The sequence below is a fragment of the Flavobacterium sp. ZB4R12 genome, from assembly GCF_048276375.1.
GTDB lineage: Bacteria > Bacteroidota > Bacteroidia > Flavobacteriales > Flavobacteriaceae > Flavobacterium > Flavobacterium gawalongense.
Genome location: NZ_JBLNKS010000001.1, coordinates 166,172 through 179,311, shown reverse-complemented (window position 1 = coordinate 179,311; position 13,140 = coordinate 166,172). Strand labels below are relative to the sequence as shown.

Below are 13,140 nucleotides of genomic sequence, written 5' to 3'. Positions count from 1 at the left end.
ATCTTTATTTTAATTACAGGGAATGCTTATAATGAAGTTCTGACAAGTTTTTTAAAATTTCAGCACTTTTTTCAGGAGTAATATCTCTTTGTGATTCGCCCATCATTTCGTATCCTACCATAAATTTCTTCACAGTTGCAGAGCGCAACAATGGCGGATAAAAATGCATGTGAAATTGCCATTCCGGATGCGATTCTCCATCAGTTGGCGACTGATGAATTCCTGACGAATACGGAAATGACGTTTCAAAAAGATTATCATATTTTGTAGTCAATTGTTTTAAAATCGTCGCAAAAGCAGTTGTTTCCGCTTCCGTAAAATCAGTAATTTTTCCAAAATGACGCTTGCTGATTATCATGGTTTCATAAGGCCAAATTGCCCAAAAAGGAACAAGCGCCACAAAATGTTCATTTTCTATGACAATTCTTTCTTGCAACTTCAACTCTTCTTGCAAATAATCCTGCAAAAGATTGCTTTGATGTTTATCATAATAGGATTTCAGATTGTTTTGTGTTTTCTCCACTTCTGTTGGCAAAGACGATTGTGCCCAGATTTGCCCGTGCGGATGCGGATTACTACATCCCATAACACTTCCTTTGTTTTCAAAAATCTGAACGTGATTGATGTAATCTATTTTGCCCAAATCCGTATATTCTTTTTGCCAAGTATGAATGATGTTTTCAATAGCGGCTACAGCCATTTCCGGCAACGTCAAATTGTGTTTTGGTGAAAAACAAACCACTCTTGAAATTCCTCTTTCTGGTTGTGCTTTGAAAAAAGTTTCATTTTTATTCTCTTCAAATGCAATTTCTTCTTGCTTTAAAGCGGCAAAATCATTTTCAAAAACAAAAGCGTTTTCATACGCTGGATTTACCTCACCATTCGCTCGAACATTGCCCGGACATAAATAACAAGTCGGGTCATATTCTGGCAATGCGTCTGATGTAACTGTTTCATTTTGTCCCTGCCAAGGTCTTTTTGAACGATGTGGAGAAACCAAAACCCATTCGTTGATTAACGGATTATACCGTCTGTGCGGATCTTCGTTGATATCGAAATTTTTCATTTTAGTTATTTTTATAAAGTGATGTTCCGTTTCCGATTTTAACATCATAAATTTTTAATTCTATTCCAAAAGTATCAAAATAAAGTGCCGAAAGTTTCTTTTTAATAGCCTCTTCATGCCCTTTTTTTATTAAGTTGATTGTACAACCTCCAAAACCACCACCCATCAATCGAGAACCAACTACGGCTTCTTCTTTTTTAAGAGTGTCAACTATCATGTCTAATTCAGCGCAACTTACTTCATAATCCTTGGACAACCCTTCGTGGGTTTCGAACATTAATTGCCCTAAAACTTCAATCTTCCCACTATCTAAGGCCTCACATGCCTGTTTTACGCGATTGATTTCTTTTACTACAAAAAGACACCTTTTGAAAACATTGGCACTCATTAAATTTTGCAATCCTAAAACCTGTTGTTCATTACAATCTCTAAAACTAGTTATCTCAGGAAAATTATTTTTTATAATGGCGATACCTTCTTCACATTGTTGTCTTCTTTCATTATAGGCCGATGTCATCAAAGAATGTTTTACATTAGAATCAAATAAAATCAAAGAATAATCACTGAAATTAGCATCATGGTATTCGAATTCCAACGTTTTACAATCAATTTTTATAACTTTATTTTCTAAACCCATAACGCTCGAAAACTGATCCATAATTCCGCAATTGATTCCTACCCAATGTTCGGCGCTTTGACCCATTAAGGCAATATCAACCGGTTTTATTTTCAGGTCAAAAAGCTCATTGATTCCGAACAAAAATCCACATTCCAATGCTGCCGAGGAAGACAATCCGGAACCAACAGGAATATTACTGCTGAAAACACAATTGAATCCGTCAAATTTAAAACCCTTACTTTTCAATTGGTTGATGACACCGCGTAAATAGTTTGTCCAAACATTATCGGTTAACTCCATGTCAGTGGTAAGATCAACTTCAAAAGAATCATCCAAATCTATAGCGATTATTTTTGATTTATTGGTATAGTTTTTTTCGAAAGCAAAACAAATGATTTTGTCAATCGCTGCAGGCAAAACATAACCGTCGTTATAATCGACATGTTCACCAATGATGTTAATTCTTCCCGGAGAAAGAACAATTTTTTCGGGAGCTCTGCCAAAGGTCTCCTGAAAAAAAGCGGTCGTTTTGTTAATTAATAAATCGTTCATTACTTTAAAATTATTATTGTTTTGAAATTGTTAACGTAAATAGAATTATATTTTTTTGAATTTGAGTTGATTTAGCATTCGTTTTATTTACGAACTGAAAATTGGTAATAAGAAACGGTTTGATATTTTTTTCCTGGTTTCAAAATAATAGACGGAAAGTTGGGTTGATTAGGGGAATCCGGGAAGTGTTGTGTTTCTAAAGCGAAAGCAGTTCTAAAATCATCTTTTGCTCCTGATTTGAATGTGTTTTTGCCCTGCATAAAATTCCCACTATAAAACTGAATCCCAGGTTCGGTAGTATAAATATCCATCAAAATTCCCGATTGGTCGCCGTTAATGATTGCGGCATGGTTCATTCCTTTTTTAATGGTCTTGTTAAGTACATAATTATGATCGTATCCTTTTCCGAAATTTAATTGCTCATCATTAGACTCTATACGTTCTCCGATGGTGTGTTCTTCAAGAAAATCAAATGGAGTTTTTGCAATATCCTTTAGCTCCCCTGTTGGAATCAAACCACTATCAACAGGAGTGTATTTATCGGCAAATAATTGTAATTTGTGATTCAAAATGTTTCCGCTCCCTTCTCCATTTAAATTAAAAAAGGCATGATTTGTCAAATTGACGATAGTAGTTTTATCTGTGGAGGCTTCATATTCTATTTTCAAGGTCTTGTCAGTCATAATGGAGTAGGTTACTTTTACTTCTAATTTCCCAGGAAATCCTTGTTCCATGTCGGGAGAAGTATAAGTCAAAACTAAAGTATGGGCATCTTTTTTTTCTGCATTCCACACCACATCCTGAAAGCCTTTTTTACCCCCATGCAAGGCATTTTCGCCGTTATTCAAAGGGACATTGTATTTTTTTCCTTCCAAAGTAAATTTTCCCTTTGCAATTCGATTTCCAACCCTTCCAATAGTAGCTCCAAAATAGGGCTCTGTCGATTTTTGGAATCCGGTAACACTATTCATTCCGACTACAACATCGGTTAGTTTTCCGTTTTTATCGGCCACCCATAATCCGACTAATCTTCCTCCGTAATTTGTGAATGCAGCTTTTAAACCATTATTTTCTATCCAGTATAAGTGAGTGTTCTTATTGTCTATTACTGCTTCAAAATTTTTAGCTTCCAAAATATTTTGTGTCAAATTCTCAGTTCTTTCTTGGTTTATTCCTTTTTTATCTAAATTTTTGTCTTTGCTTTCTTTACATGAAACTTGAAATACAGTAAGGATAATAGCAGTGTAAATTTGGATTTTTTTCATAATTTTAAATTCTATATCGTTTAATAAAAAAAACATTTGGAAGGAATTTCTAATTTTGCTATATCACTAATGATGCCTCCCGACACGATATTCTTTTAATACCCTCTTAATATTTCTATTTGTAGTACTCTTTTATACTCACAATTTTCAAATGTGTTGGAGTTTAAATGATACAAAAACCCCAACGATTTCTATATTATTTTTCTGTTAATTTGCATAAATAAGCACCTTAAAAAGTTGGTTTTTCAGATGTCAAAGACGGACTATTTCCTCTAACATAAGGCCATCCACTCTCATCCCAATTCACTTCATCTAACAACAAAATTCTTCCATCTGGTTTATTTACATCAACTCCATGATATAAAAACCAAGTTTTCCCTTCATTATCTTCAATAATTTCTGAGTTATGACCATTTCCTACAAAGCGGTTACTTTTAGAAACTAAAATTTCATGTGAATTTTCCAACATCGATTTTCCTTTTTTATCTACATAGCCCCCTAATAATGTTTTCGACCTGCCTACGACCGTTTGATAAGTACTGTTAATCCCCTCACAACAAGTTCCTGTTGAAGCCAATAAATAATAAAAATCATTCTTCTTGTAAATATAAGTTCCTTCATAAGCTGTTCCAGCAATTTGTATTTTGCTTACATCTGGTTTAATTGAAAGTCCATCTGTCGATAACTCTATCGCATAAATCCCTCTAAAACTTCCCCAAAACAAATATTTTCTGCCATTTTCTTCAATATAAAAAGGATCAATCGAGTTTGTTACCCCTATTTCATTACTCCTAAATAGCTTCCCTTTGTCCGTAAAAGGACCCTCAGGTCTATCAGCTATTGCAACACCAATACCACAAGTTTGCTCGCCACCCCAAACCGACATAGAATAATACAACACATATTTGTCCTCAATTTTATTAATATCGGGTGCCCATAACCCGCCATTGGGTTCAAAATCAGGTCGCGTTTTATCTGTAAAAGCTGTCCCCACTAACGACCAATCCAACAGATTTTTTGATCTTAGTATCGGAAGATTTCGCTTATCCTCTGTTGCATATAAATAAAAATAACCATCTTCCGCTTTAATTACCGAAGGGTCTGGCATGCTTGAAGAGTAAACAGGATTAGAATAAGTATCCCCTGAAACAACTGGAGGTGTTACTGAAGGCGTACTCGAATTATTTCCGCAACTTGATAAAGCAAGCAGTGGAAAGAAAAGAAATACTTTATATTTATTTTTCATTTCATACTTTTTAAAAAAAATTAAACTCCTTATCCTTAGTTATTTTCCGGTTAACCTTTTAATCAATTCAATTTCTTTTACATCAAAAGGTGTTTTGTCTTGCCTAAGAATATCATGAAACCATAAAACTGGTTCTTTTTCAGTAGGCTTTGGCTCGTCCCATGCAAAAATGGTATTCGTTTTACCTGACACAAACCCCCAATTAATAGCTCCAACGTTACTATCCTTAAGTAAAGGCATTATCTCCTCAAATGTACTTTTGTTTCTACGCGCCATATACTCCGTACACACTAAAGGGCGTTCATAGAATTTCAACATATTAATCATTGTTTGATGCTGATCCTTATTTGAATAGTTGTGATAAGTAATAACATCTGAATGGCTTATTTGAAAAGTATTTAACTTAATAAACGAGCTTTCAAAATTCCATATTCCAGAACTAAGTGGTTGAGATGGATTTACTGTTCGAGCCCACTTAAACACATTTTCTAACAATGGTAAAGACTCCAAACCATGCTTTTCGTTTCCTGGTTCATTATACAAATCCCAAAGAATCACGCGTTTGTCATCCTTAAAAGTCGTTAATATGTCTTTAACATATTTTTCGAGTACTGGGAATAATTTAACCGTATCGGCACGCAAGCTTACTGCGGGATCTTGTACCCAACCTGAGTTATGTACTCCTGGTCTTGGAGCAGGTTGTTTGCCTGCTTGGGTTTCCTTTCCCCAACAATCGTCAAAAAACACAAACAAAGTATAGATACCGTGTTTAGTAGAAATTGCAAGATATTCATTCATGCGTTTTTTAAATCCTTGAGGATCTTTTTTATAAACTTCACTACTTAAATACACTCGCATAAGATTAAAACCGAGTTCTTCTGCCCATCCGAGTTCTTTGTCGATGGTCGCAGCATCAAAAGTGTCTCCTGACCACATTTCAATTTGATTAACCGCTGTACTTGGTTGAAAATTACACCCTCTAAGCCAAGGATATTGAGCCTGCCAATTGGAAGCTTTTTCTTTCGTCCAAACAGTATTTGCCTGCTTATTGTTTTGACCAAAAACATTTGACACTAAAAGTAAAGTACCAAATAGAATACCGTAAAATAAAGATTTTGTTTTCATAATTTATTTTTTTATAATTTAACTGTTTTGTAGCATCAAATTGATAACTTGCTAAAATGAGATTTATAGCTGTATATTATTTTTTCATTTTGTAATTTCTTTGTTTTTTCAATTTGTTTTATTAATAATTTTCCGTTCAATCCTTTATTGCAATCCATATTTAGAAACCCTCCTTGTCTTATCATTGACAAAAAAGGGTTTCAGTTATTGATAATAATCTTTATTAAAACTAATAATTAGGATTTTGGGCTTGATTCGGATTATTTCCTTTTTCTGTTGTTGGTATTGGTAAACAATTATGTTTTCCAATAACAAAATTATTAAAATCTGAATCTCTATTCTTCAATTCGTCAACACCTGTTTGAGAATCCAATACCCCCCAACGTTTTAAATCACCCCAACGATGTCCTTCAGTAGCTAACTCAAGTGTTCTTTCCATTTGCAATTGTTTCAAAAAAGCCGCTGGAGTAAGGGTTGATGAAAGATGATTTGTTGCAAGCGAAGGCATGTTTACACGGGTACGTACCCTATCGACCAAACCAACTGCTTTAGGTAAATTACCAGAATTTGCCAAACATTCTGCATACAACAACAATACATCTGCATAGCGTATTAAACGAATGTTAATAGGGTTATAATAATCATCATAATCTTTATAATCCGCACCATATTTACGGATAAACACTCGACCTTTCATATTTCCCTGTGACCATAATACCGGAGAACTTGTGTATTTGTAAATCTTGGCATTATTGACAAAATCGACTTCTTGTCCTTCATAAAACGCAGTGCTTTTCAAACGAATATCTACATTTCCACTATTGTCTTTTTCTTTTTTAAACTCCGTAACTATCCAAGGTCTTATTTCTCCATCTGTCCATCCAATGCCTGGAGGCGCAAAAAATTGACCTCTATTTTGACCTAAATTTGGATTCATATCATAGTCACCATCTCCAGCTGGAGAGCCGTTAACATCTGAATATTGTATTTCAAAAACAGATTCAATATTGTTTTCAGCATCTTTAGTGAAATTATCCGAATAATTTGGCGTTAAATTATAGATAGAAGCCCCTTGTCCTTCAACAAGCCATGCTAAATCGGCAGAAGCATCGCTCCATTGTTTTAATTGCATATAACACTTAGCACGCAATGCCAAGGCTGCACCTTTTGATGCACGACCCTTTTCTGAACTACCCCAAGTCTCTGGAAGGTTTATTGTTGCAAATGTCAAATCCGAAATTGCTTGATTAAACACCTCTCCTTCGGTATGCCCCTCAGGTTGCATACCTGGATTATTGGTAGAAGGTTCTAATACAATTGGAATACTTTTATTTGAGCTTCCCCACAATACTGCAAGGTTATAAAAATTTAATGCCCTTACAAAATAGGCTTGCCCCAATATCTGGTTTTTCTTGGTTTCATCCATGGCTATCCCAGGCATATTAGCTATAACCTGATTACAACGAAAGATAGCTTTATAACTTTGAGCATAAGTAAATCTATTTCCCTCCCCAAAATCATAATTATTATAAACAAACTGGGTCCATTCTTTTAATTCTCCCCAAGGACTAGAACTAAATCCTTCATCAGAAGTTAAATCGGTACGAAACCAAAACCAACGGGTATAAACGTCTGGTTTATAAAAAGTGTTGTAAACTGCATTTAAACCCGCTTGGGCATCTGCCTCTGTTTTCCAATATGCATCAACTGTCAAGGCATTTGGATTTTCGACCTCAACATTACATGCTGAAAATACAAGTACTATTAATAGACTAAAAAATATATTTTTCATGATTTATTTTATAAAATTTAAAATGAAATTTGAGCACCTAAAGTAAATCCTTTTGCTTTAGGATAAGTTCCATAATCATATCCACTCTCCCAAATGTTTGAATTTAAAAATTCAGGATCAAGACCGTCATACGAAGTGATTGTCAAAAGGTTCTGAAAATTGATAAATACACGAGCATTCAAAACATCATTTCCTACTTTCAATTTAGAAAAACTATAACCAAAAGCTAATTGGGACAACCTTAAATAATTACCGTTTTCTAAATAAGTATCCGTATTTCGACGCGCATTTCTTGTATCTCCCCAAATTGCTCTAGGATCTGATGCATTAGGATTTTCAGGTGTCCAAGGAGCATAATCGGCTCTGTAATTATTTCCTTCATCCGATCTGGAAAACCAAAAATTGGGTTCGTTATAATATTTTTGTCCAAAGGCTGATTGAAATTGAGCCATTACATCAAATCCTTTATAATCCATGCTTAGAATTGTGGCAAACTTTAATTTCGGTATTGAAGCCCCACAATATTGTCTATCCGCATCCGTAATTTGACCATCATCGTTAAAATCTGCATATTTAAAATCTCCTGGTTTTGCATTAGGCTGTATCAATTTTCCTTCACTATTTTTATGTGCTTGAACTTCAGTATCACTTCTGAACAACCCTTCTGTTTTTATCAAATACCATTCTCCTATAGATCCACCAACTTTAGATTTAGTATAATTTGTTTCAAATCCTGTTCGCCCATATCCTAACTCCTGAATTTCATTTTGAAGATAGGAACCATTAACATTTACACTATAATTAACGTCTCCCACTTTATCTCTCCATGTTGCTGTTAAATCTACTCCAGAATTTTTTATACTGGCCGCATTTACTAATGGATTTCCACCCGAATTTCCTGTTGCCAGCAAAATTGGCAGAGGTGTTAATACATCTTGAGTGTTTTTAATAAAATAATCGAACCCTATTTGCAATCGGTTATTCAATACCACCAAATCAAATCCAGTATTAAACTCTTTCAGTTTTTCCCATCCAATATCTGGATTAGAGAGTTTAACTTGTGTTGCCCCATTTTCAATGTGCTGATCATCTCCAAAAATTGCCTGTGGAAAACTAACAATGTAAGAATTCCAATCATAAGGTCCAATATTAGAACTTCCTAACACCCCATAATTTGCTCTGACTTTAAAATCATTAATCCAATCGATCTTAAAGAACTTTTCTTTACTAACACGCCAAGCTCCTGCAATAGAAGGAAAAACACCTACATTGTTTACCGACGAAAATTTTGATGACTCATCACGTCTTATCGTGAAACTAAAAAGGTATTTTTCGTCGTAGGCATAATTTACACGACCAAACAGAGAAAACAATTTTTGGGTTTCTTTATAACTACCTGTTCTAGGGTTTGACAGTGCAGGATCTAATTCCAAAAAGTAATCCCCTCCATTTTGTAATACATTACTTTTTGCTCCCCAAACTTTTTCATAAAAAAAATCTTGAAAACTAATTCCCCCAACAACACCTAATTGATGTTTGGCGAAAGTTTTATTATATTCAATTGTATTGTCAAATACATAGTCCCCCGATTGAGATTGTTGCTTGAATAAATCCGTAGGAACTATTGGTTCATTCATTCTCCAAGTTCCATCTTTTCTTAATCTTTCCTGCTTATCACTACTTCTATTAAATCCAAAATTAAATCGATACTTTAATGCATCCGAAAATTGCAATTCTGCAAATAAATTCCCTTGCAAACGAAGATTTTCGTTATTAAGATGGTCTAAATTTTCTTTAGCAACAGGATTTGTTCCGAAAGTAACATCTCTAAGTGGACTACCGTATTCATATCCTCCAGGATTATTGGGATTATACACATTCATAGTAGGCAACATACGAATCACATCTATAAACGGAGTTGAAGTCAATTCATCAACAGAATAATTACTAAACGTAATATTTTCACCCACTCTAAAAATCATTTTATCACCAAGTTTTTTTTCTGTAGCAGTATTGGAACGGAATGCTAATCGCTCTGTACTTGCTCCTTCTACAGCACCTGAATTAGTTTGGTAATTGGCTGACATAAAATAATTAGCCGCTTTTTCTCCTCCGGAAAATGAAATATTATAATCTTGAATCATGCCCGTTTTAAAAACTTCTTTCTGCCAATCTGTATTGCCGTCAAAATGATTTGCGACAGATAAACCTGCATTTTTAAATGCCATGTCATTTATTTCAACCCATTTATCTCTTCCTGCTAAATCATATTCAGGCAAAGTCTGAAGTGTGCTTTTGTATGAAAAATCAATTTTCATTGCCCCGCCACTCCCTTTTTTTGTCGTGACCAAGATAACTCCATTTGCCGCTCTTGACCCATAAATGGCGGCGGCAGATGCGTCTTTAAGCACTTGAATACTTTCTACGTCATTAAAATTAAAATCGCGATTGGCACTTCCCGATACGACACCATCAATAACATACAATGGATCTCCGTTACCAAAAGTAGCAGTTCCTCTAATGGTCACTTTCCCCTCACCCCCTGGAGCACCAGAAGAGCGAACGTCAACCCCTGAAATTGCAACTAAAGCGTCCCCAACCCCACCGGTTACAACTGCATTTTTCATGGTTTTCTTATCATAACTAGAAACCGCACCAGTCAAATCTTTCTTCTTTACAGCTTGATAACCGATAACAACAACTTCCTCCAATACTTGGGAAGACTCTTTCATTACAACATTTCCAATGGATTGTCCTTTATATACTACCTCTTTATCTACCATACCAATATAAGAAAAAACCAAAACTTGATTTTTTTCTACATTTATAGAAAAATCACCCTCAAAGTTTGTTTGCACCCCATTAGTAGTCCCTTTTACAATAATATTTGCACCAGGAATCGGATTGTTTTTATCATCTACTACTCTCCCTTTTACACTAACTTGTTGTGCATTCACATTAAAAAAAATAAATGTGAATATAAATAATAAAATATTCCTTACCATACCATTAAACTTAAATTTTAATTGTTTTTGTTTTTTTACTCTCTGAGTTTAATTACTAATACGAACTCAATTAAATTTAGAAAATTCACTACAACCATATTTATAGGCGTTTTTTTTCTGATGAATTTTCTTGTCACATTTCCATTTATTTCATAGGCTTTTTATGTTTAGATTAGATACTTAAAACTCTTACTAATTATTTCAATTCAATGAATTACCACAGAAGAACTCAGGGCAAACGCATGAGTTTTTTAATTAATTCCTAATAGCTTTTCAAGATAACTGTTGCTCCAGCCAGCTTTAAGGCGTTTTCCTTTAATTCCCAATTTTGAAGAATTGTCGTTCTTCAAAATATTTAGTGCTATTTTAGTAATCAATGAAAAGTTTTGGGCTGCATTTGAAACTACTTTTTCTCCTTTAACAAAACCTTCGGCTCGTAATGTTCCAGCAATAAATTTTTCTACTTTAAAAACAAATGGCGCATGTTTTAATTCATCACTATTTTGATTTATTGTTGGTTTTTGTTTGCCAACCAAAACATCATTCAGATACAGCACCATTTCATCACAATTACTGTAAACGGTCACATTCAATGGCGAATCTGATGTCCAATAATTTACAATATGCACCATCGAACCAGAAACTAATTTTTTGTCCAAAGTAATAGTAGCATCACGCTGACTTTGGTAAAAATGGTAGGCAAATTTTGGAATTCTAAAAATATCGCTTATTCCAGAACTCTCTAAATCATTGCTGTATCCGCGATTGTAATCAAACATAACCCAATTTGCTTCGCCAATAGTCTGTGCTCCTTTTCTATTCGAATTGGCCGCTTCCTGAAAATTATAGGCTTGTTGCAACAATCTTTTTTCACCATTGCTACGCAACTGACGAGAAGTTCTTTCTTCTTCTTTCAAATTAGCAAATTCGGTTTGATTGAATCCGGCATTCTGCGCATAATATTCCCAATCACCATACTCCGCTATGAAAATTTTTCTATTCCCTTTGTTGTATTTTGTCCAATAATCCGGTGCTTTTCCGTGTTGGCGCGCCGGAATAAAAATATCATAATTTGGATTGTCAATCCAACAGGCACTGTAATTGTGCGGAAAAGGCAATTCTTCTTTTAATGCTTTGGCGGCTTCATTCATGAAACTTTCGCTCATTTCGGTTTCGTTCAAAGAGGCTTCCCAAAAAATAATACTGGGATGATTCCTGTCTCTTCTCGCCATATCGCGAATATCCTGAATAGCATTTTTTTGAAAGGTTTCATTACCAAAAAACTGCCAACCCGTTAAACTATTCATGACCAAAATACCCAATTCATCACAAGCATTCAAGAATGCTTCGGCATGTGGATAATGCGATAATCTTACGAAATCTAAACCTGCATTTTTAATTTTTACTGCATCGCGATACTGTGCTTCATCGGAAATCGCATATCCTAAATATGGATATTCCTGATGTTCGTTTGTTCCTGTGATGTATAATTTTTCATCATTGAGATAATAGCCATCGTCTTTTATTTCCGATTTTCGGATTCCTACTTTTTCCGAATAACTGTCAATAATTTTATTATTTGAAATTACCTGAACTTCTAAATGGTATAAATTTGGATTTGAAATTGACCATAATTTTGGGTTTTTCACCACAATCTTTTGGGTAATTGATTTATCTGAATTAGTTTTTATCGTAAATACTTCCGATTTGAATTCCAGTTTTTCTCCTTCTTTATTAGTCAAAATAAATTTCACCGAAATATCTTTTGCGGCAGCGAATTCGTTTTTTAAATGAACCTGTACTGCTCCTGAAACCTTATTTTTATTAACATCATCAAAGTTCACATAAATTCCGCCACTTGCTTTTTTATCAGCCTGAACCGCATTAGTAATGTATAATTTATCCGTTGTAATGAGATAAACATTTCTGTAAATTCCACCATAATAATTAAAGTCTAAATCCTTCAATGGCTTTCCTGGCAAAAATTCCGGATTGTCTTCGTTGTTGACTTTGACTTTAATAATGTTGTCTTTTTTTGCTTTCAAAAAAGGAGTTGCATCAACCGTAAATGGTAAATAACCGCCTTTATGATTGGTCACTTTTTGGTCATTTATCCAAACATCCGCTTCTTGCATCACCCCTTCAAAATATAGGAAGACTTTTTTGTTTTTAAAATTTCCGACTTTGAACTTTTTTTGATACCATGAAGTTCCCTGAAACTGGTTGTTCACCACCAAAGGTTCAATCTTTGCAGTGTGAGGAATCGTTATTTTCTCCCAATTGGAAGCTGCTTTTTCTTCCCTTTTGAATTCCCAATCCGACCCAAAATTGACTTTCGTTCTTGATTGTGCCTGTATTTTTCCAAAAGAAAAAGTCAGTACAATTAGTAATAGAAAAATAATAGGTTTCGAAATCGATTTCATTTTTTGGATACGATAAAAATTTTAAACAAATAAAAAACAGCAATTAT

7 protein-coding genes and 2 pseudogenes are annotated in these 13,140 nt (G+C 34.4%); all 9 read right to left on the bottom strand.

From position 1 onward, the window contains the following. Positions 1–13 precede the first annotated feature (13 nt). A complete protein-coding gene (locus tag ACNO7W_RS00705) occupies positions 14–1,066 on the bottom strand; it encodes a UDP-glucose--hexose-1-phosphate uridylyltransferase (RefSeq protein ID WP_417936635.1) in 1,053 nt (350 codons plus the stop codon). A gap of 1 nt (position 1,067) precedes the next feature. Beyond that, entirely contained in the window at positions 1,068–2,237 is a 1,170-nt protein-coding gene (gene galK, locus ACNO7W_RS00700) for a galactokinase (protein WP_417936634.1), read from the bottom strand. 83 nt (positions 2,238–2,320) lie between these two features. Beyond that, positions 2,321–3,502 carry an aldose epimerase family protein gene (locus ACNO7W_RS00695; protein WP_417936633.1) on the bottom strand — a complete coding sequence of 394 codons (1,182 nt, stop codon included), beginning with the start codon at positions 3,500–3,502 and terminating at the stop codon, positions 2,321–2,323. Between the two features lie 229 nt (positions 3,503–3,731). Beyond that, positions 3,732–4,748 (bottom strand): family 43 glycosylhydrolase, encoded by a 1,017-nt coding sequence (locus tag ACNO7W_RS00690; RefSeq protein WP_417936632.1) that lies wholly within the window; start codon positions 4,746–4,748, stop codon positions 3,732–3,734. Positions 4,749–4,787: 39 nt separating this feature from the next. Beyond that, on the bottom strand, positions 4,788–5,873 hold the full coding sequence (locus ACNO7W_RS00685) for a cellulase family glycosylhydrolase (RefSeq protein ID WP_417936631.1): 1,086 nt from the start codon (positions 5,871–5,873) through the stop codon (positions 4,788–4,790). Positions 5,874–6,102: 229 nt separating this feature from the next. Then, on the bottom strand, positions 6,103–7,665 hold the full coding sequence (locus tag ACNO7W_RS00680) for a RagB/SusD family nutrient uptake outer membrane protein (protein ID WP_417936630.1): 1,563 nt from the start codon (positions 7,663–7,665) through the stop codon (positions 6,103–6,105). Between the two features lie 17 nt (positions 7,666–7,682). Next, positions 7,683–10,670, bottom strand: coding sequence for a SusC/RagA family TonB-linked outer membrane protein (locus ACNO7W_RS00675; protein WP_417936629.1), 2,988 nt, complete (start codon positions 10,668–10,670; stop codon positions 7,683–7,685). A 251-nt stretch (positions 10,671–10,921) separates the two neighbouring features. Beyond that, positions 10,922–11,059 (bottom strand): annotated as a pseudogene (locus ACNO7W_RS00670) (ISAs1 family transposase); the annotation flags it as partial. A gap of 27 nt (positions 11,060–11,086) precedes the next feature. After that, positions 11,087–13,093: pseudogene (locus tag ACNO7W_RS00665) on the bottom strand (glycoside hydrolase family 2 protein); the annotation flags it as partial. Positions 13,094–13,140 lie beyond the last annotated feature (47 nt).

What these genes read in the sequence shown, in the direction of transcription:
- ACNO7W_RS00695 (WP_417936633.1), bottom strand. Translation starts at nt 3,502, where the DNA reads ATGAAAAAAATCCAAATTTACACTGCTATTATCCTTACTGTATTTCAA.
- ACNO7W_RS00685 (WP_417936631.1), bottom strand. Translation starts at nt 5,873, where the DNA reads ATGAAAACAAAATCTTTATTTTACGGTATTCTATTTGGTACTTTACTT.
- ACNO7W_RS00675 (WP_417936629.1), bottom strand. Translation starts at nt 10,670, where the DNA reads ATGGTAAGGAATATTTTATTATTTATATTCACATTTATTTTTTTTAAT.
- ACNO7W_RS00690 (WP_417936632.1), bottom strand. Translation starts at nt 4,748, where the DNA reads ATGAAAAATAAATATAAAGTATTTCTTTTCTTTCCACTGCTTGCTTTA.
- ACNO7W_RS00680 (WP_417936630.1), bottom strand. Translation starts at nt 7,665, where the DNA reads ATGAAAAATATATTTTTTAGTCTATTAATAGTACTTGTATTTTCAGCA.
- ACNO7W_RS00705 (WP_417936635.1), bottom strand. Translation starts at nt 1,066, where the DNA reads ATGAAAAATTTCGATATCAACGAAGATCCGCACAGACGGTATAATCCG.
- galK (WP_417936634.1), bottom strand. Translation starts at nt 2,237, where the DNA reads ATGAACGATTTATTAATTAACAAAACGACCGCTTTTTTTCAGGAGACC.